General features: G+C 55.9%; 21 protein-coding genes, 2 tRNA genes and 1 pseudogene. 7 read left to right on the forward strand and 17 right to left on the reverse strand.

All coding sequences use genetic code 11. The features are described from left to right. Window positions 1-2 precede the first annotated feature (2 nt). Window positions 3-911, reverse strand: a complete 909-nt coding sequence (locus K8V32_RS06905) for an ADP-ribosylglycohydrolase family protein (RefSeq protein WP_303904865.1) — start codon at window positions 909-911, stop codon at window positions 3-5. 46 nt (window positions 912-957) lie between these two features. On the opposite strand from K8V32_RS06905, the gene K8V32_RS06910 reads away from it, so the two are divergent. The 4 genes from K8V32_RS06910 (at window position 958) to K8V32_RS06925 (ending at window position 7,220) form a co-directional block, all read left to right on the forward strand. Continuing rightward, a complete protein-coding gene (locus K8V32_RS06910) occupies window positions 958-2,115 on the forward strand; it encodes a metallophosphoesterase family protein (RefSeq protein WP_303904868.1) in 1,158 nt (385 codons plus the stop codon). Next, window positions 2,115-5,222, forward strand: a complete 3,108-nt coding sequence (locus K8V32_RS06915; protein WP_303904871.1) for an AAA family ATPase — start codon at window positions 2,115-2,117, stop codon at window positions 5,220-5,222. The genes K8V32_RS06910 and K8V32_RS06915 overlap by 1 nt, the downstream gene beginning before the upstream one ends. A gap of 435 nt (window positions 5,223-5,657) precedes the next feature. Next, window positions 5,658-6,917, forward strand: coding sequence for a Na/Pi cotransporter family protein (locus K8V32_RS06920; RefSeq protein ID WP_303904874.1), 1,260 nt, complete (start codon window positions 5,658-5,660; stop codon window positions 6,915-6,917). 24 nt (window positions 6,918-6,941) lie between these two features. Further along, window positions 6,942-7,220 carry a hypothetical protein gene (locus K8V32_RS06925; protein ID WP_303904877.1) on the forward strand — a complete coding sequence of 93 codons (279 nt, stop codon included), beginning with the start codon at window positions 6,942-6,944 and terminating at the stop codon, window positions 7,218-7,220. A 45-nt stretch (window positions 7,221-7,265) separates the two neighbouring features. Here the strand turns inward: K8V32_RS06925 and K8V32_RS06930 are convergent, their stop codons facing one another. The 4 genes from K8V32_RS06930 to K8V32_RS06945 form a co-directional block, all read right to left on the reverse strand. Then, a complete protein-coding gene (locus K8V32_RS06930) occupies window positions 7,266-8,978 on the reverse strand; it encodes an HNH endonuclease signature motif containing protein (RefSeq protein WP_303904880.1) in 1,713 nt (570 codons plus the stop codon). Window positions 8,979-9,217: 239 nt separating this feature from the next. After that, entirely contained in the window at window positions 9,218-10,723 is a 1,506-nt protein-coding gene (locus K8V32_RS06935; protein WP_303904883.1) for a malate:quinone oxidoreductase, read from the reverse strand. 68 nt (window positions 10,724-10,791) lie between these two features. Next, window positions 10,792-12,411, reverse strand: coding sequence for an ABC transporter substrate-binding protein (locus tag K8V32_RS06940; protein ID WP_303904886.1), 1,620 nt, complete (start codon window positions 12,409-12,411; stop codon window positions 10,792-10,794). A gap of 135 nt (window positions 12,412-12,546) precedes the next feature. Further along, window positions 12,547-13,719 carry a hypothetical protein gene (locus tag K8V32_RS06945; RefSeq protein WP_303904889.1) on the reverse strand — a complete coding sequence of 391 codons (1,173 nt, stop codon included), beginning with the start codon at window positions 13,717-13,719 and terminating at the stop codon, window positions 12,547-12,549. A 231-nt stretch (window positions 13,720-13,950) separates the two neighbouring features. Here K8V32_RS06945 and K8V32_RS06950 point away from each other — a divergent pair, with 231 nt between their 5' ends. Beyond that, window positions 13,951-14,739 carry an alpha/beta fold hydrolase gene (locus K8V32_RS06950; RefSeq protein WP_303904893.1) on the forward strand — a complete coding sequence of 263 codons (789 nt, stop codon included), beginning with the start codon at window positions 13,951-13,953 and terminating at the stop codon, window positions 14,737-14,739. Window positions 14,740-14,889: 150 nt separating this feature from the next. Here K8V32_RS06950 and K8V32_RS06955 read toward each other — a convergent pair. The 5 genes from K8V32_RS06955 to K8V32_RS06975 form a co-directional block, all read right to left on the reverse strand. Continuing rightward, window positions 14,890-14,976 (reverse strand) — tRNA-Leu (locus tag K8V32_RS06955). A gap of 62 nt (window positions 14,977-15,038) precedes the next feature. Then, window positions 15,039-15,521: a thioredoxin-dependent thiol peroxidase gene (gene bcp / locus K8V32_RS06960; protein WP_303904897.1), complete on the reverse strand. Its 483-nt coding sequence runs from the start codon at window positions 15,519-15,521 to the stop codon at window positions 15,039-15,041. Between the two features lie 37 nt (window positions 15,522-15,558). Then, window positions 15,559-16,485 carry a metal ABC transporter solute-binding protein, Zn/Mn family gene (locus K8V32_RS06965; protein ID WP_303904902.1) on the reverse strand — a complete coding sequence of 309 codons (927 nt, stop codon included), beginning with the start codon at window positions 16,483-16,485 and terminating at the stop codon, window positions 15,559-15,561. Beyond that, window positions 16,482-17,372 (reverse strand): metal ABC transporter permease, encoded by an 891-nt coding sequence (locus K8V32_RS06970; RefSeq protein WP_303904905.1) that lies wholly within the window; start codon window positions 17,370-17,372, stop codon window positions 16,482-16,484. The genes K8V32_RS06965 and K8V32_RS06970 overlap by 4 nt, the downstream gene beginning before the upstream one ends. A 3-nt stretch (window positions 17,373-17,375) precedes the next feature. Continuing rightward, the gene (locus tag K8V32_RS06975; protein WP_303904907.1) at window positions 17,376-18,107 is read right to left on the reverse strand and encodes a metal ABC transporter ATP-binding protein; all 732 of its coding nucleotides are present in this window, start codon (window positions 18,105-18,107) and stop codon (window positions 17,376-17,378) included. Window positions 18,108-18,415: 308 nt separating this feature from the next. On the opposite strand from K8V32_RS06975, the gene K8V32_RS06980 reads away from it, so the two are divergent. Further along, window positions 18,416-19,681 carry an AI-2E family transporter gene (locus K8V32_RS06980; protein ID WP_303904910.1) on the forward strand — a complete coding sequence of 422 codons (1,266 nt, stop codon included), beginning with the start codon at window positions 18,416-18,418 and terminating at the stop codon, window positions 19,679-19,681. A gap of 19 nt (window positions 19,682-19,700) precedes the next feature. On the opposite strand, the gene K8V32_RS06985 is transcribed toward K8V32_RS06980, so the two are convergent. From K8V32_RS06985 to K8V32_RS07005, 6 genes and pseudogenes are all read right to left on the reverse strand, one after another. Continuing rightward, window positions 19,701-20,120, reverse strand: coding sequence for a VOC family protein (locus K8V32_RS06985; protein WP_303904913.1), 420 nt, complete (start codon window positions 20,118-20,120; stop codon window positions 19,701-19,703). A gap of 301 nt (window positions 20,121-20,421) precedes the next feature. Continuing rightward, entirely contained in the window at window positions 20,422-20,874 is a 453-nt protein-coding gene (locus tag K8V32_RS06990; RefSeq protein ID WP_303904916.1) for a pyridoxamine 5'-phosphate oxidase family protein, read from the reverse strand. A gap of 107 nt (window positions 20,875-20,981) precedes the next feature. Then, window positions 20,982-21,392 carry a glycine betaine ABC transporter substrate-binding protein gene (locus K8V32_RS06995; protein WP_303904919.1) on the reverse strand — a complete coding sequence of 137 codons (411 nt, stop codon included), beginning with the start codon at window positions 21,390-21,392 and terminating at the stop codon, window positions 20,982-20,984. A 151-nt stretch (window positions 21,393-21,543) separates the two neighbouring features. Beyond that, on the reverse strand, window positions 21,544-22,149 hold the full coding sequence (locus tag K8V32_RS07000) for a hypothetical protein (protein WP_303904922.1): 606 nt from the start codon (window positions 22,147-22,149) through the stop codon (window positions 21,544-21,546). Between the two features lie 300 nt (window positions 22,150-22,449). Then, window positions 22,450-22,869: pseudogene (locus K8V32_RS14625) on the reverse strand (aromatic amino acid lyase); the annotation flags it as partial. Continuing rightward, window positions 22,866-24,053: a hypothetical protein gene (locus K8V32_RS07005; RefSeq protein ID WP_303904925.1), complete on the reverse strand. Its 1,188-nt coding sequence runs from the start codon at window positions 24,051-24,053 to the stop codon at window positions 22,866-22,868. The gene K8V32_RS07005 and the pseudogene K8V32_RS14625, both read right to left, overlap by 4 nt. A 627-nt stretch (window positions 24,054-24,680) precedes the next feature. On the opposite strand from K8V32_RS07005, the gene K8V32_RS07010 reads away from it, so the two are divergent. Continuing rightward, window positions 24,681-24,842, forward strand: a complete 162-nt coding sequence (locus K8V32_RS07010; RefSeq protein ID WP_303904927.1) for a hypothetical protein — start codon at window positions 24,681-24,683, stop codon at window positions 24,840-24,842. Window positions 24,843-25,091: 249 nt separating this feature from the next. On the opposite strand, the gene K8V32_RS07015 is transcribed toward K8V32_RS07010, so the two are convergent. After that, window positions 25,092-25,163, reverse strand: a tRNA-Lys gene (locus K8V32_RS07015). Window positions 25,164-25,305 lie beyond the last annotated feature (142 nt).

A 25,305-nucleotide genomic window follows, 5' to 3' on the forward strand; every position in this document is an offset into this window, starting at 1 on the left:
TCCTAAGTGGTCAGGTTGATCCACCGGTCGATGGCATCTTCGACCATGGGATACTGTGTCAGTCTCGACGGCATGCCGATGGCCGTATTGCCCAGCAGCGCTCCGGCCAGTTGCCCGGCCACTAGCGCGGTGGCTTGGGTGTGACCTTCGGCGTTGACTGCTTTGGTCACGGCGGTGGCGTAGAGCTGTTCGGGTGCTACGGCTTCTTGCAGGGTATCGGCCACCGCAGCAATTGCCGCGGCCAGCACCTGGGCCGCTGTTGCTGGCGCCGTAATACCAGCGCTCAGACCGGTGCGGATCAGTTCGGCCAGCTCGACGTCGTCGTCGGTGGTTTTCAACCAGTCTAAGACCTCGGTGACCGACTCGAGTAACGTCTTGCCGGTCAGGATGTGATGAACTAACAGACTATAAGCACTCGGGGTCACCCACTCGGCGTGGGTCAACACCGCAATCTGGTGCGACATGTTGGTCACCCACTGGGCGTCCATTTGGGGCAGCATACCCAGGGGTGCTGCGCGCATTAAGGCATCGGCACCGGTGGCATCCACACCGTGGGGTTTGTGCACCAAACCCATGTCGGGTTCTTCGAGTCCGGACTTGGTCGCCTCATCCACGGCACCGGCGTAGAGCTCATAGTGGTCAATCCAGCGATCCGGGGCGGCCGGTAGTCCATCCGGGAAGGTACCGAAGCGGTTTTTATACCAGCGCAGCAGGGCCAACCAAACGGCAGCCGGTGGATCAGCGACCTGGCCTTCGGCGGCCCATTCCAACACCTCAACGAGCCCGTCGGCTACATATAAACTCAACTGGGTGCCGGTGGACATTTCGGTGTTCTGCGGATCGATCGCAGCGGCCTCAGCCACCGCCCCTCCGGCAAATAACCCGGCGACACGCGAAGTGTAATTCTCCATGGTAACCACCTTAGCGTGTCCCACCCGGTTGCTTAGACTGAGTGGCATGCGAATTCTTCACACCTCGGACTGGCACCTGGGCCGCTCATTTCACAACGTGGGCATGGCCGACGCCCAGCAGCACGCGATCAATTTCATGATCGAGACCATTACCGAACGCGATATTGACTTGGTGTTGATCGCCGGCGACGTCTACGACCGTGCCCTGCCACCCGTGGATGCGGTGGCCATGTTTGACCAGGCGCTGGTGGACATGCACGCGGCCGGTGCCACCGTCATTGTCACCTCGGGTAACCACGACTCCGCAATCCGGTTAGGTTTTATGTCCCGGATGATGCGCGACGTCTATATTCGCACCATGCCCGAATCCATCACCGACCCCATTGTGTTTGCTCCCGACGACGCCGCACCCGTGTGTATCTGGACGGTGCCGTATTTGGAGCCGCGCTACCACGCCGCCGAGTTTGGCGTGGCGGCCAACCACACCGCCGTGATGGGCTATGTGATGGAGCAGGTGCGCGCAGAAATTTCCACTCGGGGTCTGGAGCACGCCACACACATTCTGATGGCCCACCTATTTGCCGCCGGCGCCTCTGGGTCCGAATCCGAACGAAATATTGGTCAGGGCGAAGTCGGTACCCTGGGTCAGGTGCCCGCCGATATTTTTGACGGCATGGATTATGTTGCTCTGGGGCACCTGCACGGCCGCCAGAGTATGTCTGACACGGTGCGCTATTCGGGTTCACCGGTGGCCTATTCGTTCTCGGAGGTCAACCACACCAAGGGCATGTGGCTACTGGATACACACCACGAGTTGACTATCGAGCCCGTTGATATCCCGCAGCTCAAACAGCTGGCGGTTCTTAAAGATGAGATCACCCCGCTGCTGGAATCCCAGCAGTATGCTTGGGCCGAGGACGCCTGGTGCCAAATCACCGTGACCGACCCCAAACGCCCACCGCATGCTTTCCGCCGTCTGAAACACCGCTTTCCGGGCATGTTGAATTTTATCCTGGCGCCCACCGGGGGTGTTGAAGCCCAAACCACTTACTCCGATCGCATCGCCAAAGCCACCACCGATATGGATTTGATCCTGGATTTTGTTGACCACGTCCGCAACCGTCCGGCCTCAGACAATGAACACCGTTGGCTCACCGAAGCCCTGCACCACGTCAACCGCGTCACCGCACAGGACGTGAAATAATGCGCATCCACACCCTAACCTTCCAAGCCATCGGCCCATACGCCACATCTCAGCACCTGGATTTCACCCAGCTCGACGACGTCGGACTGTTCCTGCTCGACGGACCCACCGGCGCCGGCAAATCCACCATCTTAGATATCGTCACCTTCGCCCTGTACGGCAAGGCTGACGACGAACGCAAAAATACCGAACTGCATTCCACACTGGCCGAGCCCGGACTGCCACCAACCATCCAGCTTGATGTCACATTTGGTACCCGCCGATTTATCATTGACCGGACCCTGCAGCACTTCGCCCCGCGGCGTGGCGCCAAAGACCCGCTTGACGTCGTCACCCGCCAGGCGGCCATGTCGCTGGTGGAAATCGTTGCCGGCGAGCACCGCCAGCTGACCACCCGCGTCGATGAAGCCCAACAGATCCTACGCGGCGTCATCGGGCTGAGCCGGGAACAATTCACCTCGGTTGTACTGTTACCCCAGGGCGAGTTCGCCCGTTTCCTCAAGGCCTCCAGCAACGACCGCGAGGCCATCTTGCGCCAGCTGTTCAACACCCACCGCTTCGACGAAATCGGCGACTACCTTGCCGCTGAGGCCAAGAAACTGCGTGGCACCCTGCAAGCCGACACGCAACGCCGTGATACCCTGCGCGCAAGCCTGATCGAAACCGCGCAAACCTGCGCACAACCCCACGATGCTGACTCCACCCAGCCGGCAACCGAGCCGGCTGATCTCGAGACCCTGGACGACGTCGAACTCATCGCCCACACCGACAGGCTCATGTCCGAACTGGCAACCGGAGCACAACGTCGAGTCGAGCAATCCCAGCGCGCCCTGAAAACCGCTCGCGATGCATTCCAACAGTTGCAACAGCAACAAGAACACCTGCGCGAGGCCGAAGCATATCGCCGTCGTCATACCGCTCATCAAAAACAGGCCCCCGCGGTGCGCAAAGCAACACTACAACTGGAACACCACGAACGCGCCCGGGCCGTGGTCGAAGCCCAACGCCACTGCCAAACCGCCCAGACCGCACTTGCAGACGCCGTGGAAACCCTGCAGCAGCGTTGCGATGCGGCACAACAAGACCCCAGCATTATTGACTGGGCCGGGCAACAGCCGATTTTCACGGTCGACGCCGGTGAGCTCCAACCGTTACTTGCTGGCTGGAAGACGGTCGAAGCCGCCGCCATTCGAGCCTTAGAACACGTTGCCCAACACGAAAAAACCCAGGCTACGATCCAAGCCGGGCAACGACAACTCGACACCTGGACCACCAGTCAGCAGACCCTGAGCCAACGCATCGGACAACTGCAAGAACAATTCGACACGGTGTGTGAACAGCTGACCGCCGACCGCCAGCGCGCCGAACACTTTTCAGGCGTGGAGAAAACCCTGGAAACTGCGACACAGCAGCTTCAAGAGGCCAAAACCAAATACACCGCCGCACAAAAAGCTCAAACCGCCCAGTCTGCCGCTGATGGTGCCAAACGCACACTCGATGAGACCCAAACCCAGGCCGATGCGGCACTTGAACACGCCCAAGACCTATTGCGCCGTCGCATTGAGGCCGCCGCAGGGTTTTTGGCGGACAAATTGGAACCCGGGCAACCGTGTGAAGTCTGCGGTTCGACCACCCACCCGCAACCGGCCGAAACGCTCGACCTGGCAGAAATTTCCAACGACGCCGTTCAACAGGCCCAACAACGCGCAACCCAAGCCCGCCGGGCAGCCAATACCGCAGCTGAAACGTATCAACTCAAACTTACCGACCTCCAAGAACTGCAGACCCAAGCCGGGGGACTCTGCCTCACCGATGCCGAAGCGGCCGTGACTCATGCACAACAAACGGTTGCTGAGGCCCAGCGTGAAGCCACCGAGCTGACACAGCTTCGTACGCGCATTAAGGAACGCGAAGCCCAGACCGAACAACTCCGCGAAGCCAAAACCACTGTTGCCCAGCAGCTCACCGAGGTCACCACACAGATTGCATCTCAGACCACTGAACTTGCCCAACTCCGGGACGAGCTGGCTGCAGCCCTAGGCGATTTCCCCGATGTTGCAGCATTGCGGGCCGCAGTGGAACCAGCTCACCGGCTTGTGGGTCAGATCGTGCGCGCCGGGCAGTCCGTCACCACCGCCGTCGCCAATCACACCACCGCCCAACAACGCGTGCACGAAGCTCTAGCCAATTCGGCGACCCAGGACCACCCTGCCTATCAGGACGCCGCCGAAGCCTGCGAAAATTTCCTGGATCCCACAACGCAGGCCGAATATGAAACCTTGGTGCGTCAGTGGACCACCGAGAGCGACCGGCTGGCAGAAAAAGCCGGTCAGACCGCCGTCATCGCAGGTCTGAAATTACTCGACGACGACGTCGCGCCCCCATCAGAAGAAACCCTCGAGGCGGCCCAACAAGCCCAGCGTGCCGCCGAACAGGCCCTCTCAGAAGCCAACCGCGAGCACGGCAGCATCGAAGCCACCCACAAGCAATGTCGAACCCACCAAGACCTGTTAACCCAGGTCAGCGAACGCTCGGCAGAACAGCTAGCCATTTACGAGGAACTGGTTGGACTCAGCGATGTGGTCGCCGGACGTGGAGAAAATACCGTGAGTATGCCGCTGCGTTCCTTTGTGCTGGCGGGCTGGCTGGAACACGTTGCGGCCAATGCTTCAGAACGCCTCACCGGGATGACCGGCGGACGTTATGAACTCAAACACGCCGTCGGGCAGGGCGGCCGCGGCCACTCCGGCTTGAACCTGGAGGTCATCGACCACCTCAATGACACCGTGCGCACCCCCTCGACCCTATCTGGCGGTGAAACGTTCATGGCGTCTTTAGCCCTTGCACTGGGTCTTGCCGACGCCGTTCAGGCTCAAGCCGGGGGAGTGGCCATGGACACGCTGTTCATCGATGAGGGCTTTGGCTCGCTGGATGCTGACACCCTAGAAGAAGTTATGGGTGTGCTGGCTGCGCTGCAGGACGACGGCCGTCTCATTGGTCTTGTCTCGCACGTTGAGTCCATGAAACAGCAGATTCCCTACCGCATTCAGGTCCAGAAATTGCAGTCCGGTTCCACGGTGAATATCGTCGGGCCAGACCTAGCCTAGACAGCAGCAACTCACCGCCAGCCTGCCACATGCCTGCCGCGGCCCGCCGCAACGAGCCCAAATAGCTGAACTGATGGTAAACAGTTGCGGAGAATTTCGCCACACCAAGATGGCTTGCCCATGTATTTCTGGGCTCGATCGAGGTGTACACCACGAGAAGGGCCCCTCAGAACCATATTCCTAACGTGAAACACAGGAGCGAATGCATCTTGTTATTCACTTTCGGCGCTGGGCAGCGAGAAACCAAAAGTTGTGATTAATCACTCAACCGTTCCCCTGACAAGGGGTTTTACGACTTTGCGCGGGGAATACCTGGAATAAATGAGACATTTTTCGACGTCCAAAACCGTACATTGACCCAGAGTTAACCTTTGGTTTACCTTCCGGTGTTTCACTGGGCGCGACATCACCCGTTACGAAGGGAACATCTCGGGTATGAGCCTAGATAACTCGACGGAGCGCAAGACACTCCATGCTCCGCTCCACGACGCACCTCTAGTCGAGGAAGACACCACCCCCGTCAAGCGTCCGGGTCTCATGGATCGCCTCCCATTCACCGGAAGAACTCGCAAAGTCGTTGAATGGTTCTCCGTGGTCTTGGCCGTCTATATCTTGATCACCGCGGTGAGCATTATCGGTTCCGGATTCGGTGCTGCCACCGGTGGGCGTGCAGAAGAGATCTTCGCCTTCGCACAAAATCCCGTTATCGGACTCGTGATCGGTATTTTGGCGACCGTTTTGACACAATCGTCCTCGACGACGACCTCAATCGTTGTGGGTATGGTCGCCGGTGGTCTACCACTTGAGACTGCTATCCCGATCCTGATGGGTGCCAACGTGGGCACCACCATGACCTCCACTCTGGTTTCTCTGGGTGCAGCAGGCGACCGCAATCAATTCCGCCGCGCATTTACTGCAGCATCCGTCCATGACATGTATAACCTGCTGTCTGTGGCGATCTTCTTCCCGCTGGAATGGGCCTTCGGGATTCTGAACCGGGTGAGTACTTGGTTCGCTGGGGCAACCACTGGCTCTGACGGCGGGATCATCGCCACCATCTTCACCGGAATGGGCAGTGCCGTCACAGCCGTAACCGACCCGGGAGCAGATCTTGTAGAAGCTGGTCTCCTGGCCATCATGCCGCCAGTGTGGGCCGGCATCGCCATGATCGTTCTGGGTGTGGCTGGCATTCTGCTCGTCATCAAATTCATCTCCAGCATGCTCAAAGTCTTGCTGGTGGGCAACGTTGAAAAGATGTTCCACAACGCGATCGGTCGCGGCCCAATCTCCGGGATCGTATCCGGTCTGATCATCACGGTCATGGTTCAGTCCTCATCCACGACCACCTCGCTAGCGGTTCCGCTGGCAGCCTCCGGTAAATTCTCCATCTGGCAGATTTATCCCTTTACCGTTGGCGCGAATGTTGGTACCACTATGACGGCGATGATTGCAGCCTTTGGATTCTCCGGTTCGGCAGCAACAGCCGCAATGACCGCTGCTGCCGTCCACTTGTTCTACAACATTTTCTCAGCGATTGTGATCTTTTCCCTGCCATTCCTGCGTCCGATCCCAGTCATTGGAGCGACATGGTTGGGCAATCTCGGTGCAAAGAACAAGCTATACGTCGTTGCCTGGCTTGCAGGGCTGTTCATTGTTCTACCGGGCATTATCATCGGTCTGAGTGCCCTGATCTAACTGCACGGTGACTCCGGAGGAGACATGACAACTTCAGATCGCTCGGATGAGAAGCTAGAACAACTCACAGATCAGCAACTCCTCAAACTGCTGACCGACACCGATCTTCACATGGCACGGTTACAACATGAAGTTCGACGCCGCATGCAGGCCCGGGCAGAAGCCGAACGCCGAGCCGAACAGCACGCAGAAATTTCCCGTATGGTCGAACACCTCAACCAGACTGCAGTGGATTGGCAGAAAGTCCGGGAGTTTTTCCGCGACAGCATCGTTGAAGCCCACCAATCCAGAGACAATACGTAAGGCAAGACCCGCCAAATGAGCGGGTCTTGCGCTTTAATGCGCGCATTAGGCCTGGAAGAAATAGTTGACCCGAGGTCGTTGGTCGGCGTCGATCATCGGGTGCAAGACGAATCGGAATTCACCGTCAACTCGCACGATCTTTAATGCTTGAGCGTGCACCGCAGCGTGGTGGTGGCTGCACAGCATGACGCCGTTATCGGTGCTCGTGACACCACCTTTGGCCCAGGGCGTGGCGTGGTGAATTTCGCACAGTGCTACTGGCACATGGCATCCTGGCACAGCGCAGCCCCGGTCGCGAGCTTTAATGGCTCGACGAACATGCTCGGGGAATTGCCGTGTTAAAGTCCCCACGGATAAAATCTGCCGGTCACCCGTCAGCGTGATCGGAGTAATACCAATATCGCAATGCATACGCAACAGAACATCCGGTGGAATATCCGGGTTATACACACCTTGCGATATTCTCGGCTGCAACCGGTCGAGATTGTCGTCGTCGATAATCTCCTCGATATTCGTGGTTTTCGGTGGCGGCAGGGAAAGCACATTTTCACCAAGTTGTTTCATGATGGATTCATGTGGTGAATGCGTTTCTGGTGCTGGTGCATCGTCTGCGGTTACGGTTCCTAAAGGTAACTGGGCCGTGGCATTATCGCTGCTCGTCTCGTGGTGTGCTTGTGCTAGCAGGGCAAGAAGGTTCTCACGTTGTGCCGCAGAAATCTCGGGCAGTCGGTCGCCGAGGTCCTTGCGCAGTCCGTCAAGCAGGGTGGGGTAGTCGATTATGACCAGCATTTGGGTGTGTGCTCCGCTGGCCCCACGGAACCCGGTTTTATCGAGATTTGCGGTGACAAACTTCAACGCGTCACGAAGCGCAACCATTTTTCGGTGGCCGCGGCTGCGCGTCTCGAAGTCAGTGTCTGCGTCGTCTTTACCGCGCGGATTTGTGCGGCCCATGAGGTACGTTTGCAGGATTTCGTCGCACTCGGCATCCACGACCATTTCGTAACCGATCGCATTCTTATTGCCACGTACCGGTCCGGTTCGACGCACGTCATACATTGCCTCCGTTTGTGCCTGGGTGAAATTGCCGTCTGGCGGATCCAGCGAAGCCAATAGGTCTTTCTTGCGTTGGGTAACATACCGGCTGAACTCTTCGGGCGTGGTGCGTTCAATCTTTTCAGCCAGATCCTTTTCGGCGACCCGACGAAGCTTGGCCCGGAACGTCTCGTCCTTGCCCGCCGCTTGAGCATGCTTATCGACCTCTGCAAGCATGGACAATGCGGAAGAAAGTTTGCTCGGGTGAACCTGACCCTTGAACTGACTCAGGATGGGCAGGTGGGTGTGGCCGACGTCGTCGGTGCGTTGTTCATCAGTGGCTCGAACCGGCGTCAGCGATGCGGCTAACCGCAAGCGTGCTGCAGCTTCGTTAGCCCGTAGCCCGTGGGTTTTCGCCAGGAAGTCGGTGGCATCGCGAAACGGGGTTTTGCCTTTGGGTAAGTTGACGCAGTCTCGAAGTTTCTCGTTGTTGAAAGCGTCCTGGAGCAGACCTGCGTAGCGGTATTGCAGGGGAGCCGCCATGCGCAGTGTTTCTTCGAGCTGTATGGAGCGATGCAGAATGCCGTCGGTAGGGGCGTCTTGTTCGCGGGCTTCGAGTTCGGTATAGGCGCCACGGAGGACGGCATGGATTTCGTCGGTGCTGAGGGCAGCCCAGTCCACGGGGTTCGCGACGGTTGTGCCGGTGCTGGGTTGTGTTGCGGTCATGGGTGCACCTCCTTGGTGTCCCATCATGCACCAGTCGAATCCGGCACGTGTGCGCAGATTGGCAAACTGTGGAAAACGTGGACGACGTCGTCGGTAATCCACAGGTGTGATATATTGCGCGCGGGAAAAATCTTCGCGCGCAGCTGGCTCGGGCAGCTGGCGGGCAGAGGCCCCAGGAGGTGGCGCGGGGAACAACAAATCCCAGGCCCGAGTGGATTGAGCCTGGGATTTTGTCGGTGTTAGTTCAGCTGCAGGGCCTTATTGGTTTCCTTGCGGACCTCGGCTAGCAGGGTTGGGTTGTCGTTGAGCCGGTGGCCCAGCGATGGGATCATCTCGTTGAGTTTGGTTTCCCATCCGGTGAAGCGGTCTGGGAAGCTGCGGCGCAACAGTTCGACCATGATTGGGGCGGCTGTGGAGGCACCGGGGGAGGCCCCCAGCAGAGCTGCAATGGAGCCTTCGGCGCCCGAGACGAGCTCGGTACCAAACTGCAACACACCACCTTTGACCGGGTCTTTCTTCATGACCTGGACGCGCTGGCCGGCGGTGATCAGTTCCCATTCGCCATCGACGGCGTTGGGATAGAACTCACGTAAGGTGTCGACTTTTTTGCGGTGGGTTTTGGTAATTTCCGAGACCAGGTAACCGACCAGGTCGAAGTTGTCTTTGGCTACGTTAAGCATGGTGCCCAGGTTGTGTGGGCGAATCGATTTTGGCAGGTCCAGGAACGACCCGGTTTTCAAAAAGTTCGTGGAGAACCCGGCGTAGGGACCAAACATGAGTGAGCGGCGTCCGTCGACAAAGCGGGTGTCGAGGTGCGGCACGGACATCGGCGGGGCACCCACGGCGGCCTGACCGTAGACTTTGGCGTGGTGTTGTTCAATGACGTCGGGATTGGTTGAGCGCAGGAATTGTCCGGAGATCGGGAATCCGCCAAAGCCCTTGGCTTCTGGGATGCCCGAAGATTGCAACAGCTCAAGCGCACCACCACCGGCACCGATGAACACAAAGCGGGCCCTGGTGGTGAATTTTTTACCGTTCAAGTGGTCTTTGACGTCCAGCGACCAGCGGCCGTCGGTGTCACGGGACATGCCGGTGACCTTGTGGCCGTAGTGAATCTCGGCGCCGTGGTCGGCAAGTTGGTCAATCAACTGACGGGTCAGGGCACCAAAGTCGACGTCGGTGCCGTGTTCGAACCGGGAGGCGGCCACGCGCTGGCCCTCGGTTCGCCCGTCAATGAGCAGTGGTGCCCAGGAGGCGATCTCTTGGTGGTCTTCGCTGTGCTGCATTTCGGCAAATAACGGATTCGGCGCCATTGCCTCATACCGGGTTTGTAAGTATTTTGCGTGGTCATCGCCCCACACAAAGGACATGTGCGGAAGCGAGTTGATAAAGCTGTTGGGATCTTTCAGGGTGCCATTGTTGACCAGGTGCGACCAGTACTGCAGGGAAACTTGGTACTGTTCGTTGATATTTGTGGCTTTGGTGATATTCACGGAGCCATCGGGTTGGGCGGGCGCATAGTTGAGCTCGCACAGTGCGGCGTGCCCCGTCCCGGCGTTATTCCACGGGTCGGATGATTCTTGACCGGCCTGGTGAAGGTTCTCATACAGTGCGATGGACCAGTTCGGTTCCAGCTCCTTGAGCATCGTGCCCAAGGTGGCCGACATGATCCCACCCCCGATCAATACAACATCAACTTCGGGGGATGATCCTGACTGCGGCACGTTGTAACTCCTGATCCTCATTGATCTGTTCAACTGAACACTAGTGACCATGCCACTCTACTACCGCGGCATAGCGAAATTGTAAATCTTTAGTCCATCAGCCGCACGCGAGCATACTGTTCATCGAGCACCGGCGAGATGGGATAAAATTCGACGTCGTCCCCCGAAGCTAACGCCGTAATCGGGAATGTCAGTGGCACCGCGGGAATGTCCAAGCTCACCGCCGCCTCAACGCGTTGCAATAGGGCGGTGCGCACTGCCGGGTCATCTTCGGTTCGGGCGGCGGCCAGATCTTCGGTCACGGCCTGGTTGGTCCAACCGAATTCGGCGTTGGGGTGTTCAAAGAGATCCGCCAGGACATACAGGGCGTCGCGGATAAAAAAGTTGCGCCCAAATAAATGCAGCCCGCGCTGTGAGGTTTCACCCAAGACCGAGCGCATATAGGTGCCATCATCCCACGGCACCGGGCGCGCCACGATATTGAATCCGGCCGCCGTCAACCGCCCAGACAAATGGGCAAAGAGTTTTTGGGGCTGCGTCATATAGACGCGTTCGGCACCGGTGGGATACCAGAATTCAATTGGCTCACCGTCGTAGCCGGCTACGGCCAGTAGGTCAGCGGCACGGGATACATCGGCGTTATAGGTGACGACGTCGTCGGTGCGTTCTAATAATGACGGCGGGTTGAACTGGTGGGCCACATAGGACCCCTCCAGGTGCAGTGAATCCACCATATCGGTGCGATACAGCGCATGAGCTACCGCCTGGCGCACGTGCAGATTAGCTAATACCGGGTGGGCCTGGTTGATGCCCAGATACAATACGGCCAGCGGATCGCGCAGCAGCACCTGGTACCCAGATTGCACCAGCTGGCGCAACACCGCGGATGAGACCGCATCGAAGACATCAAGCTGTTGGGTCGACAACCCATAGACCCGTTCGTGCAAATTCGGTACGGAGAGCACCTCGACGTCGTGTGCGGCATTGACCGCCTCCAACTGAATCGTGGCACCGTCTAATGCACCCCAGCGATACGGCCCGCTGCCCGCCAGGGGGATCAGCGGGAGCCCATCGTTGAGGGCCGCATCAAATGCCGCCCAGGAATTCGGGGAGGTAATACTAAATGCCGGGTGCGTGAGCGCGGAAATCAGGTTCGTGACCGGTTGACGCAACGTTACGGTGACCTCGAGCTCGCCGGTGGCTTCTACCGACTCCAACAGGCAGGCCTCCTGGGAACTAAACCCGCCAAAAATAATCGAAAACGGTAACCGGCCCACATCATCGAATTGGGAGCCCAGCAGTTGATCGGCCGTAGCCCAGCGTTGAAAATTTTCGACGACGACGTCGGCGGTCAGTTCGCTGCCATCGTGGAAACTGATGTCCGGCTCTAAGGTAAAGATCACTTCGCGCCCGGTGTCGGACACGCTCCATTCGGCGGCCAACTGGGGGATGGTCTCACCGGTTTCTTCATCCACTCCGATCAGCGTCTGATACACCTGACGCGCCAGCCGATGGGTTTCCACGTCGCTGGTGATCGCCGGATCGGTGGTCAACGCCTTGGCCGGTACCCCGATGCGAAATACTTTGGCCCCGGGTTCAGGAAGTGTGGGCTCGGGCGTGGACGTTGGGTCTGCCGAGGTTGTACGAATCAGCGGGGCCAGACCCAGCGAAGCCAGTCCGGCCAGCAGGGTGCGACGGGAAAGATGCATTGAAATCCTTCCGCGTGCTGACTGATCTGGACATACCGATGCGATACTCGGTGCCTATATCGTAGCCAGGCTTGCCGCCAGTGTGAAATTCCCACGACGACGTCGCACAAAATCACTTGCAACACCGATTATGTCTCACATTGATGTGCGGCGAAACAGTTGCCGGATGCGCTGGCGGAAGCCTCGCGGAATAATGTGCCAGATGCGACGCCACAACACAGGTTCGGTGCGTAGTTGTTCAACGCGTTGATTCAAGGATTGGATTTTGTCGTTCAGGGCATCGGAACGTGCTTTGAGTTCTGCGATCCGATCATTTTGCCGAAGCTGTTGGACCTCAAGTGCGTCGCGTTCCCGCCCCAAATGACGATTGTGTTGTTCTAAAGCAGCCAGCCGCTGGGCAATTTCGGGGAGGAATTCTCCGGTGAGATCCGGTGCCTGGGCTGCCGGAACAAACCCTGCGGTTCGAACACCAGACAACTGGTCAGAGGATACGAGGCTGATGATCTGACGAACCGTTTCGGGAGGGATCGGCACGTGGCCGTGACCGTCGTTGGCGAAACGAATATAGCAGCGCGGATCGGTTCCAGCCTCGCGCAGAAATGGCAATAGGTGATGTTGCAGGTAGGTGGAGTCGAAAAAGTTCTGGTAAATGAGCAGGTCATGATTCAGACCCTGTTGCGCCTGAGTCGCAAGATCGGTGGGTCCATAATTGGTCAACAGTGTTCGGATTCGATCGGTTATTGCACCATGGGTGTCCATCTGGTGTGCAAGTCGCAGATACGTGGCCATTTTGTCCTGGGCCCGGCGCTCTAACGTCAGCCGCGGATTGATTACCAGCGCGGTGCAATTGGGGAAGTGTGGGGCATAATGGGCTGCGGAAAATCCGCCACCCGATGCGCCAAACAGGATCGTGGTGCTGCCACCAAGGTGTTGCAGTGCATGTCGAATTGCCGGGACCAGGACCGGACGTAGGGGACCGGTGGCTTGGTCGCCTAAATACCACGCGACGGTCATATCACGATGGATGAGCACAGGATCAGACACTGCAATCAGGTTTAGCCCGAGATCCTTGGCAATCCCACGGCCAGTGAAATACGGCACATACGGCACGTTCAACGGGATGTCTCCATTGAACACCACCAGCGTGGTCGTAGCGCAGCGATGTTCGATCAGTACATCAATATCCCGACCATGATGCACAAAGCTATTCCCGCCGGGCTGCACGTCAGCGGCAAGAAAGGCGTCCAGCGACGCATAGTGGTGGAACGGGACAGACCAGCGGGTTTCATTACGTGTTCTTCTACTCATGAGCTGTCCACCTGAAACTGTTGTCCTGCACCGTGTTTCTCAGCGTAGGCAAAATTTCTGACGAGGGGAGTCAAACTGTTCCTTAATTTTCACATACGTTGTCTAGCCTGAACCACAGTCCCCATTGAGCAGGCCATCTAGTGCTCATAGACTCTTCTAACACCGTGCGCCACGGTCTGACCGTGAACAACAACCGGGGTGTTCAAAGAATTCACGGCCAGAGGAGCAATCATGAAGTGCCGCATCGGGCAAACGGTGATCCACTACGTCGAATACGGAACAGGCATACCGGTGATCGCCCTCCACTGGGCGGGCGTCGATCACCGTGAGATCGAAGCTGCGGTCGAGGCCTTCTTCCCGAAGGATGGTTATCGACGGATTTATCCTGATCTGCCCGCCATGGGACAGTCAGAAGCTGTGCATCTCAACAGTAATAACGACGTCGTACATGTACTGTGCGACTTTATCCAGCGCGTTGCTGACGGCTCCGCACTGTTGCTTGGACACTCCTATGGCGCGTACCTTGCACGAGGCGTGGCCGCACGACGGCCAGACATCATAGATGGGCTGGCACTGATATGCCCTCTTGCGCAGCATGCAACCGAGGTTCCGGAGCCCACGGTGATATGGCAGGACGACGATGACAATGGCGAACTCGACCCAGAAGACCGAAGCGGTTTCCAAGAGTACTTTGTGGTGCGCACACGAGCTACTGCTCGCCGATACCGCGATCACGTTCTTCCGGGGATTCGAGAGGTCGACGACGCAGCGCTGGGCCGAATTTTTGCCAACTGGCCGATCGACATGGGTGAGGGGAGTTTTAACAAGCCATCATTGATTGTGGCTGGGCGGCAGGACTCGACCGTGGGCTACATAGATGCGCTGCAACTGGGGCAGCATTACCCGAAAGCCAGTATTGCACTGATTGATGGGGCGGGCCATGCTCTGATGCACGAATGCCCTGATCTTATCGCCGCACATATCCAACACTGGTTTCAACGCATAAATTACGCTAGATAAACGTGTGTGCTCTGCCCTTAACACCCCGAAATACGGCAGCCGCCTCAACGTGAAGTACTTCGGGAATGACAAAAGCTCCAGAAAAATATTCCGGAGCTTTCGTCCTCCATGTCGCGCCGCATCTGTCAACGATGTCGCGACTCAGGACAGTGGTGCGGGCGAAGGGACTTGAACCCTTACGTCGATTAAGACACTGGAACCTAAATCCAGCGCGTCTACCAATTCCGCCACGCCCGCTCATCCGTTGTGGTGGACCGAGGAATAAGCTTAGCCCATTCACAACGAATTGCCTAATTGAATCATTCGGCGGTTGCCAGGCCCAGGTCGCGACGCAATTTGTCGACGTGGCCCTTGGCTCGTACGTTGTATTGTGCGACGTCGACGTTGCCATCTTCATCCACCACAATGGTCGAACGGATCAGCCCTTCGTAGACCCGTCCGTAGTTCTTTTTCTCACCCCAGGCGCCGTAGGCTTCAGCGACGGCGTGATCCTCATCTGACAGCACCGGGAAGTTCAGGTCTTCTTTTTCAGTGAACTTGTCGAGGCTTTTGACCGGGTCGGGTGAAATACCAATGATCTGATAACCATCGGCGGTGAAACGTTCCATGCGATCCCGGAAATCGCATGCCTGCGTTGTGCAGCCGGGCGTCATTGCTTTGGGATAAAAGTAAATAATGACTTTTTGGCCGGCATAGTCAGACAGCGAGACGGTATTGCCATCGGCGTCGGGCAGGGAGAACTGTGGGGCTGCGTCGCCCGTGGACAGACGGTTGTCAGTCATGAAGCGTGTTCCTTTCAGATGTCAAACACTGTGTAGTCTACTGCTGAAGTCCCTCAGATATTCTGGTGAGGTTTTCTTCCAATAATCCCAGGTAGGTGTCGCCGGGTTCGCCTTCGGGAGCGAGTTCGTCAGAAAATACCGTGGCATAAATTTCAACTCCGGTATCTGACGATACGGTCTGCATGGGAGCGCTGGCCACGTTGGACTCTAAGAACAACGCTGGGGGTTGGTGTTCTGTGACAAAGTCGATGGTTGAAATAATCTGATCTGGCGTGCCTATGTCGTCGGTGTCGACCGACCAAATGTAGCCCTCGAGCAGGTCATAACGTTGGGCCATGTATTGGAATGCCCGCTCGGAGGTCACCAGTATGCGACGGTCTTCTTCAAGATCTCCGATTTCTTGTTGATACTGCTCGTGCATGGCCGTCAGTTCCCCAACATAGGCATCAGCATTTTCTTGGTAGGCCTGGGCGTTGTCCGGGTCAATTTCGGCCAGCGATTCGGCGACATTTTCGGCCATAATCACGCCAACATTCGGATCCAGAAAGGCATGAGGGTTGATGGAATCTTCCACGCCTTCGGTCAAATACAGTGGCTCAACGCCCTCGGTGGTTTCGACCAGCCGGTCATCTTCGATCCCGACAGAGTTGGCCATGCGTGCCGCCCAGCCCTGGTCTCCACCTTCCAAGTTGAGACCATTGACAAAAAACACGTCCGCATCAGCTAGTGCTTTGGTATCTGCGGGGGTCGACTCGTATTCGTGTGGATCCTGGCCCACCGGAACCAGGTTATAGACCTCGACGTGCTCGCCACCGATTTCTTCCACAATGTCGGTCAGGATCGAAAACGTTGAGACCGCCTGCACCACCCCGGAATCCTCGGCTTCTGGCGAGGTTTCACTACCGCATCCGGCCAGCATTAGAGCGCCGATGGCTGCGATTGCTATTTGCCAGGTGTTGTTCATAGAGAGGAGCCTTCCTGAGTGACGGGGGAGTGCTGCGCGGCACGACGGTCGCGTAGTTTATGTAGTTGAGTCCAGATGAACCCTTGGTGGGGGCTGAAGAGAAATGCCAATAGGAACATCGCAAATGCGACCAACACGATCGCCGGGCCGGATTGCAGTTCAAAGGTGTAACTGAAATACATGCCGATGATTGACGACAGCATCCCCAACGCTGCGGCCAGCATCATCATGGTTGAAAATTTCTTCGACAATAAATATGCGGTTGCCGCCGGGGTCACCAGCATCGCGACGACGAGAATAACCCCCACGGTTTGTACGGCCGAAACGGTCACCACCGCCAGGGCAAGCAGCACGGCGTAGTTGATCATTCTGGTTGGGAATCCGTAGGCCTTGGCTAACTGGGCGTCCATCGTGGTGATTTGGAGTTGTTTATAAAACAGTACGACCAGAGACGAGATCACCACGGTGATAATGATCGACTGCCACATCTGCGAGACAGTGGTTGCCAGCACGTCTCCAAATAAAATTGCTTGGAGGGACACGGAGGATTCAGTCCGGGCCAGCAGAATGACGCCGGCTGCCAGAAACGCGGTGAAGATAATGCCAATCGACGTATCGCGTTTGAGCCGGGAGTTCGAGTTCACAAACCCGATGCCAGCTGCGGCAAGTAAACCTGAGAGTAATGCTCCGATAAAGATATTGGCCCCGAAGAAGAACGAGACGGCAATACCGGGCATCACGGCGTGGGAGATCGCATCACCCATGAGCGACAAGCCGCGCAAAATAATCAGCGAGCCCACCACACCAGAAACCAGACCGATGACGACGGCGGTGATAGCCGCTCGAGCAAGGTGGGGATAGTTGAGCAGATCGGACAAAAATTCCATAACTTATTCACCGATCCCCAGCAGGTTGGCTCCGAAAGTTGCCGTGAGGTTCGGCCCAGTCAGGGCTTGGGATACTGGGCCTTGGGCAATGAGGTGTTTATTGATCATGATGATGTGGTCGAAATAGTTTTCAACATTCGATAGATCGTGATGCACCATGACCACGGTCTTTCCGGCGGATACGAGCTCGCGAAGAATCTCGATAATGTTTTGCTCGCTGGCGGCGTCAATACCCATCAGCGGTTCATCCAATAACAGGATATCTGCTTGTTGGGCGAGGGCACGAGCGATAAATACGCGCTGTTGTTGCCCACCGGAAAGATCAGCAATCTGACGGTGAGCAAAATCTTCCATATGCACGCGCATTAACGCACGTCGAGCGATTTCGCGTTCTACCTTGCCGGGCCGTTGGAAAACCCGCAGCCTTGGATAGGTGCCCAACAGCACGGTATCAAAAACGTTGATGGGAAAATCCCAGTCAGTAGTAGAACGCTGCGGCACATAAGCGATGCGTTCACGTACTTTGTCCACGCGTTGATTAAAAAACCGGATCGCTCCAGCGGTACGTTCCACCAGTTCCAGGGTGGCTTTTAACGTGGATGATTTGCCTGAACCATTCGGCCCAACGATGCAGGTCATGGTGGCCGCGGGGACAGAAATCGTAAGCCCCTCTACGGCTTTAACACCTCGATATGACACATGCAGGTTGTCAATCGTCAATACGTCATCGGGCACGGACGGGCCTTTCGTCGTCGGCAGCTACGGGTGGTCTAAACCCGATTGTATGGAGCGCTGTTGTATTTCCTACCTCTGTGCCGCAAGAAGACGTTCATTCTTGCAAACAGGTTGGTACCATGATCATATGTTCGACGAGACGTACTTTCAAATATGGCTCATCGAATATGACGTCGGTCGTCGTTGGAGACAACGTAGTGTCTTTTCATGTTGTGGCGTGTCTTTGGTTGCGATGGCGGTCTTCCGGTAGGTTCTATATCATCGGTACCCTCAGATGACGATGACCGGTTCAACCTGGGAGGCAATCAGTGGCCAGTACTCTTGATGAACTCAACCAGTCGCGGGAAAAGCGACCGAATTTTACCGTCTCACAGTTGTGGACGGACACCTTGGGCCGGTTAGGTATGCGGTCACTACAGCTGCTGATCGTCGGCACGCTCGTGGGGCTGGTGGTCTTGGCACTACTCAACCTGACGGTTGTGGTCATCCCTACCCTCATCGCCATTATTTTGGCCTGTGCCTTGTGGCCTCTGGTGCGACTATGTCGTCGTGTGATGTCAAATATCTTAGCCGCCTGGACCGTATTCCTTGGCGCCCTACTTGTCTTAGGCGGCATCGGTACCGCCCTGGTGTTCTCGGTCATCAATGAGTGGTCAACTCTGGTTGAACAAGCGGTCCAAGGTTTCAATCAGTTACGCGACTGGGGGGAACAATTCCTTGGGGGGCTGGATTTCACCATCGACCAATCCCAGATCGATTCGATGGTCGATACGGTTACCGGTTTCTTGACCTCTGCTGAATTCGGCACCGGTGCGGTCACCACCATCAGCGCGGCGGGAACCTTTGTTACCAGCCTGGTACTGCTGCTGGTGATCTTGTTTTTCTTGCTCAAAGACGGCGACCGTATTTGGGCATTCTTCGTTTCCTGGGCCCCGGAACACTTCAAGGCTCAAACGATTGCCTCAGGTGATCGGGCCATGCACACCTTTGGTGGGTATATTCGCGGTACTGCAATCGTTGCAGCAGTCGATGCCATTGGTATTACAATCGCGTTGCTCATCCTGCAGGTGCCGCTGGCCATCCCACTGGGGGTTGTCGTCTTCCTGGGTGCATTTATTCCGCTGGTGGGTGCCACCGTTGCCGGGATTTTAGCCACCCTGGTTGCCCTGGTGGCTAATGGACCGGTGGTAGCGCTGATCGTGCTGGCCGCCGTCATTTTGGTCAACCAACTGGAAGGCAACTTCTTACAACCGGTGGTGATGGCTCAGACACTGAATCTGCATGCCCTAGTGATTTTGATGGCCTTGACCGCCGGTACGGTGCTGGCGGGAATTATCGGTGCGGTCCTGGCCGTCCCACTGGTCGCCGTGGCCTGGAGTGTGGTCAAGGTTTGGACCGGGCGGGAAGAATTCCACGGACTGAGCCCGGTGGATAAGGCTCAGCAGCAGATTGAAGCAGTGGGCGAAGAACGCCGTGAACACCTCAAAGAGCTGAAACGCCAACAACGCGCAGAAAAGGCTGCAGCAAAAGCAGCATCGTCGTCCAAGGCAGAAAACGCGGACGACGACGCCTAAGGCATCTTCACTGTGGTGGTTAGTCTTCGTCGCTGGAGAACGACCACATGACGCCGAAGCGGTCAAAGACCTGTCCATACCAGCCACCCCAGGGCGCTTTTTCAAATGGCATGGCCTCTGATCCGCCGCCCTCGATGAGCTTTCCAATATAGTCGCGGGATTCCTGCGCAGTGTCGGTCGACAGCAACATGGAATAGGCTGTATCGCGAACGGGATAACTTTTGCCGTCGATGACATCAGATCCTGCGATCAGGCCACCTGGAAACTGCAGCCATGCGTGGGCGACCGCCCCTGCAGGAGGGTCGAATGGCATGGCCTCCAGTGTGACGTCGTCATAGGTCATGATGTTGAGCTCACCGCCGAAAACTTCCTGCCAATGTTGCATGGCTTCAGCGGTGGTTCCTGGAAGTGAAATATATGTAGCAAGTGTGCGAGCCATCGGTGTGCTCCTCAATGTTTGGGTTGGTGGTCTGCATTTTACGGACCACGTTCGCCATACGAAATGCACCCGGTGCGGGTCTCGCACACTGGAATGGAAAATCTGCGACGTTACTGTCGAAGAGCAACGCGACTGATGTGGGACATTGCTCAACATCTACCAGGGTCCAGCACACGGGCGGAGGAGCCACCGTCGGCCAGGGCTTTGGAGAGTTCGCTGAGCCTGGTGGACACAACGACGTCCGCAGCAATGCCCCTGAAGACGTTATGAAATCACATAGTGCGCTATGAACAAGCGAGGTTTAGTCGGGTGCCTCGGTAATGGTGGTTTCAGGGCTGGGGCCTAAGACAAAACGCCGGCCGGAGATGTGTTCGATGTCGATGGCGATGACTTCGGGTTTTCGAACGGCAATCCACGCGTCGAGATCCAGGGTATCGACCAGGCTGAGTTCCTTGTGGTGTTCGACCCGGCGTCCGGTTCCGTACACCACAGCACTGGTGGCAATATTGCCGTCGATATGGTCGGTTTCTAGCGCGAGGTAGCTGCCGGTTGCGGTGGCAAAGAGTTTATTGCCCGGGGATGTCCGAATATAGGCCACGACGTCGTCAATATTATTGGCATGGACTGCAAAGTTGATCGGGAAAATATCTGGTCGGCCATCCAATGACACTGCTAGTCTGCCGAAGCGTTTGTCGGTGAGAAAGTCCAGCGTCTGTTCAACGGTTAGGTCGGTGATGGCAGATTCCGTGTTCATAGCATGAGTCCTCTTGGCCAGCGGGCGAGTACAATTCGTCACACTCTAGCCTAGTACCTGGCAAAGTGAACAGCCAGGTAACGCCATTTGTGCTCCTTGGGGACGACTCAGCGGGACAGGTCGTGGTCAGCGAGCCAGGCAGAGGCGACATCGGCGGCAGCAGCTTGTTCATTGACGGACTGGGCGTTGAGTTCTATGAGGTCGTCTGGACCCAGCTCAGCTTGAACGGCATTGATCGCGTTAACGGCCTCGGCAGGCAGCTGATCAGTGGCGATTGGTACAACGTTTTGGGGCAGGATCAGAAATTCTGGGTCCTCAAGTACCACAAGATTATTTTCTTCGATTGCCGGTGATGAAGTATAAATATCGGCCAGGTCAACATCACCATCGGTCAATGCACCCACGGTGAGCGGCCCACCTGAATCCTCAACGCTGATCACTTCAACGGTCACACCGTAGCGTTCCAGCGCGCCGTCGGGACCATATGGGTAGGCGATGTTATCGCTATTGAAGGCCATGCCACAAGCGAAAGAATCAACGGCCAAGTTCAATACTTAGGTGGCACCTGCCAACGTGTCAGAACCAACTACACCCACTCCACGAGAAAACGGTTATCCCCGGTTCTCAAGTCGGTGGCATTGAAGCAATATCGTAGTCATGGCACTTGCTTTATGCCATTTGGCTGTTGAGACCGCTGCAAGCAACCTCCAATGTTTGCAGTAATTGTTCTGCATCCACGTTGGAAAAGGTGTCTTGCGAGCATCCAAGGAATATTTCGAGGAAGCGGCGCCCGAAGGAACCCTCCGAAGACCGAGCTGGTTGGTTGTATTTTGCACTAAGCTGCTGCCAAATCTGTTGGAGGTTGTCTAGTTCGGTGAGCTGGGTGTGGAGCGTTAAGGTGAGTTGTAAGCTCATATCTCTGAGATCCTCGACACCTTGGGATTCTTGGCCGGTGAAACGTCTCGGTGAATTGCCAGCACCGGTCATTCGGTCGACGACGACTTGAGCTGCCTTGGGTGGTTGCACCGGCACGTGGGCGCCTTCCTGCTTTCCGATATCAGCGCATGTGTGCTCAATGAGTCGCTGCCAAAGACCACCAATTAACCCGACGAGTTCGATTGCTGCTGCCAAATCGAACGAAAGGTTGAAATCTAAAAATGACGCCTGGCTTTGAGGTTGGGCCTGTCCTGTGGACACTGCCCAGAGTGGGTTTGCTGATGGCGTCTGGAGTCGGCTTTCTACGGATTCCCCAAGCCGACTAACGGTACGCACCATAGTTTTAAGGACAGGCGTAGGATCTCGCATACTCACTGGCGGTTGTCTCGTTTGGTTTGGCTGGGCCGGTAAAAACTGGTCAAGCAGGTCTCGGAGAGGTGCCGGTAGCCCGTTGCTTGGTCGAGCACAATGTGGAAGCCACTCCTCGAGAAAGACCCCGAGGTGTTTCGTAAGTACCGCCGCGGTTGCGAGCCCGAATGCTGTTGAAATGTAATGTCCATTGATCAGGGTGATCAGGTCGCCGGAATGCTCCAAGAGGCTACTTTCGTCAAATTCCCGCAAGTCTTGCATAAGCCATGCGGCTGGGATGACATCCCCCGAACCATATGACGCTGACCAATTTCCTCGGATGGGTCGGCATGATTGTTCAAGTGCATCGAGCAAAGATCGATAACTGTCTTTATGAATTCCGGAACCACCGTGATGTAATTGCTCAATTTTACAAGCTAGAAGTAAGTTTCGAAGCTGCGAAGGGGCTTGCCACGAGGGCTCGATGAGGTGTGATTCTAGGACTACGGCCTGTTCGGTCCGCGTCATCTCAATCCCGTCTAAATGCCCCAATAAAGTGGTGAAACCGTAGGCGTGGCTCTGTGGAGATTCTAAATACTGGTCTACAGCACGTCGCTCGTTTTCAATCCTTGACGTTGCTCTTAGCCAGTCAGAATTGGGGACACCATCTAGCAGCGTTTGGTATACACGGTGCATTCCTGGACGACTCATTTTTTCCTTCTAGTAATTACTAGGGCGGCTGCGACAAATATCAAAGCGAAAGCGCCCAGCACCAGCACATCGGAACTTGTGTTGCGTAGCCATGCGAATACGCCGATTGTCTCCTCGTCTCCTGGCATCCCAGGTACAGCTCCTGAATAGGCCGCAGATATGGCGCTCAGTATGATTTCGAGAAAGGTCAGAAGCCCCAGAGCGAAAAGTACCATTTCAACAGTAGATTGGTATCTTCTATCAAGTCTGGCAGATTTTCTGCTGACGACATTTCCCGTGTCTTGCATCCTGCGCGTAATTCGCTCGATGGTTTCATTGTAATTCCAGGCGTCTAGGTTTGCCTGCGCAACCGTTCGACGAACTCCCTGCACGTTTAGGAAAAGATCATCAGCTGCGAGATGGTGATTGGCCATATTTGTCCATTCTTCTTCCATCTGGTGTTGCATAAGGCGTACCTCGCGCGACTTAACCCGCGCTTGTGGTGGGCCAATGCTCTGGAGGATATTTAGAGAGCTCCTAGATAATTTGTCTGCTTGGTGCCAGAGATATTGTGCGTCTATCAGACCGCAAATGACTTCTAAGCGTTCCGTATGGTCTAGTAGATCCCAGCCTAATACAGAGCCATTTCCCCAACCAGAGTTAATGGAAGCACCGGGTGTCCCGTCTAAAGGACTAGTCACAACTTCTGAAGATAGCCAACCTTCAGTGACTTTTTCGTCCGTGCGCAACAAGCGGTTTCGCCCGACCCACATTACCGACTCTGGAGGGCATTGAAGTTCAGAAACACTAGCTTGGATCCCTATCTTGGTCAACGCAATCTCGAGCTGTTCAAGTTCAGATCCTGACAGCGTATCTATAACTGGGGAGTTCACTCTACATAGGACAGCAACAATGGCAGTGTCGCCAAAATGTGCAATCCATAATTCAGCTACTTCAAGAATTACTGAGCACTTCGCCCCGATCGTCAGAGTGACTGGTGAAACTTGTGATCGTTTTCTTGGCTCGAGATTATAAGTTAAAAATTGCGCCCGATCGGAGGAACGAGAAAAGAAGCGTCCGTTATCTGTTGTCTGGGGTGCTTTGAAGTTTTGGACTTGTCTCGAGGAAATCTCGACGGGAGCTACCAAGAGAAAATCCCTTGTGTGCTGACCGGCTGACATTGATCCGTTGTGTGATGACTTCAAGAGGGCGTTCTCCATTCGTCTGCGCGTCATGTCAGTATGATAAAAGCAATTAGTGACTACATCGTATATATGTACGTATATATGTAATTGTGGATTCAAATACGATTTCACTGTTGCCTAGCTATTCGTTCCGTTGCTGGTCAGCTGTGACATGGTTAGTGCGAGGGTCTCAACTTTTGGGGATCCTGGGTCATAGTACAATACAGCTAGTCTGGACCATTGAAGCATGTCTCTACGAGCTGCATTTTGCGGTAGGTTTGGGCTGAAGCCAACAGTGTTCACCCATATACTTCAAGTGGAGATAGATAGCGTTGAAGGGATCTCCGACCTAGATTCTCATTGGGATCTCGCTGCTGAGGTGCCGCTTGTGTGAGAACCCACGGTGATGATAGCACTCGTCGAGGACTTTCGAGAGATGCATGGGTGAGCAGTGAAATAACGGGATCCAGTATGCGTATCACCATATTTGATGTCAGCGGATGCACCGGTCGGCTCGTAGTGGACCAAACCCAAGTTGGGCGACACTACGTCACAGTGATACTACGGAATGTCATGCCAAGATGTCAGGGCAGTTGAACGTCGTTAATCGCAGCGAGTCACCGTTGTTGACTCGACCAATGTTGAAATGTGAAGAATTTGGTCGTTATCAGCCGCCGTCCGCTAGCCGGTGGAATGCACAAACACATGGCATATTCGAGGGATGAACAACTGGTGGCCAACACCCAACGCTGGACGATTGTTAACGATCACTTCCTCGCGCTAGACGACGCGATCACTTTTATCCCGTGACAATTTCGTGAGGTCTGGACCGACCGTTGGGACACCTGATCCCAACGCAATTCGTGACCAATTCGCGCGCGTTCATAACACTGAGTGCGAATGTTGGGGCTGGCGACCGATGGTAAATCGAAGTTGTTTAGGGTTGCGAAAGAAGCTTATGTGACTGGACTTCGACTATGATTCGAGGCAATTTCGCAACGCTCGGAAAAAATAAACGGCTCCACTAAACCATTGTTCTGTGAGCCATCATTTCAATTGTGCCCCCCGCCGGACTCGAACCGGCAACCTACTGATTAAGAGTCAGGTGCTCTACCATTGAGCTAGAGGGGCGTATTGCTCCTGAGCAACGAAGAGAAACTTTATCAAAGAATTTCCGTTAGACAAAATTCAAAGTCAGCCTGGTAGTGACCAGCATACCGGATGCCAAATCTGCTCCAACCAAGCCGTACGGAATCAATTGTCTCAGACACGA

Origin of the sequence: Enteractinococcus helveticum (assembly GCF_020742345.1) — a bacterium.
GTDB classification, from domain to species: Bacteria; Actinomycetota; Actinomycetes; order Actinomycetales; family Micrococcaceae; genus Yaniella; species Yaniella helvetica_A.

What these genes read in the sequence shown, in the direction of transcription:
- K8V32_RS06905 (WP_303904865.1), bottom strand. Translation starts at nt 911, where the DNA reads ATGGAGAATTACACTTCGCGTGTCGCCGGGTTATTTGCCGGAGGGGCG.
- K8V32_RS06910 (WP_303904868.1), top strand. Translation starts at nt 958, where the DNA reads ATGCGAATTCTTCACACCTCGGACTGGCACCTGGGCCGCTCATTTCAC.
- K8V32_RS06915 (WP_303904871.1), top strand. Translation starts at nt 2,115, where the DNA reads ATGCGCATCCACACCCTAACCTTCCAAGCCATCGGCCCATACGCCACA.
- K8V32_RS06920 (WP_303904874.1), top strand. Translation starts at nt 5,658, where the DNA reads ATGAGCCTAGATAACTCGACGGAGCGCAAGACACTCCATGCTCCGCTC.
- K8V32_RS06925 (WP_303904877.1), top strand. Translation starts at nt 6,942, where the DNA reads ATGACAACTTCAGATCGCTCGGATGAGAAGCTAGAACAACTCACAGAT.
- K8V32_RS06930 (WP_303904880.1), bottom strand. Translation starts at nt 8,978, where the DNA reads ATGACCGCAACACAACCCAGCACCGGCACAACCGTCGCGAACCCCGTG.
- K8V32_RS06935 (WP_303904883.1), bottom strand. Translation starts at nt 10,723, where the DNA reads ATGAGGATCAGGAGTTACAACGTGCCGCAGTCAGGATCATCCCCCGAA.
- K8V32_RS06940 (WP_303904886.1), bottom strand. Translation starts at nt 12,411, where the DNA reads ATGCATCTTTCCCGTCGCACCCTGCTGGCCGGACTGGCTTCGCTGGGT.
- K8V32_RS06945 (WP_303904889.1), bottom strand. Translation starts at nt 13,719, where the DNA reads ATGAGTAGAAGAACACGTAATGAAACCCGCTGGTCTGTCCCGTTCCAC.
- K8V32_RS06950 (WP_303904893.1), top strand. Translation starts at nt 13,951, where the DNA reads ATGAAGTGCCGCATCGGGCAAACGGTGATCCACTACGTCGAATACGGA.
- bcp (WP_303904897.1), bottom strand. Translation starts at nt 15,521, where the DNA reads ATGACTGACAACCGTCTGTCCACGGGCGACGCAGCCCCACAGTTCTCC.
- K8V32_RS06965 (WP_303904902.1), bottom strand. Translation starts at nt 16,485, where the DNA reads ATGAACAACACCTGGCAAATAGCAATCGCAGCCATCGGCGCTCTAATG.
- K8V32_RS06970 (WP_303904905.1), bottom strand. Translation starts at nt 17,372, where the DNA reads ATGGAATTTTTGTCCGATCTGCTCAACTATCCCCACCTTGCTCGAGCG.
- K8V32_RS06985 (WP_303904913.1), bottom strand. Translation starts at nt 20,120, where the DNA reads ATGGCTCGCACACTTGCTACATATATTTCACTTCCAGGAACCACCGCT.
- K8V32_RS06990 (WP_303904916.1), bottom strand. Translation starts at nt 20,874, where the DNA reads ATGAACACGGAATCTGCCATCACCGACCTAACCGTTGAACAGACGCTG.
- K8V32_RS06995 (WP_303904919.1), bottom strand. Translation starts at nt 21,392, where the DNA reads ATGGCCTTCAATAGCGATAACATCGCCTACCCATATGGTCCCGACGGC.
- K8V32_RS07000 (WP_303904922.1), bottom strand. Translation starts at nt 22,149, where the DNA reads ATGGTGCGTACCGTTAGTCGGCTTGGGGAATCCGTAGAAAGCCGACTC.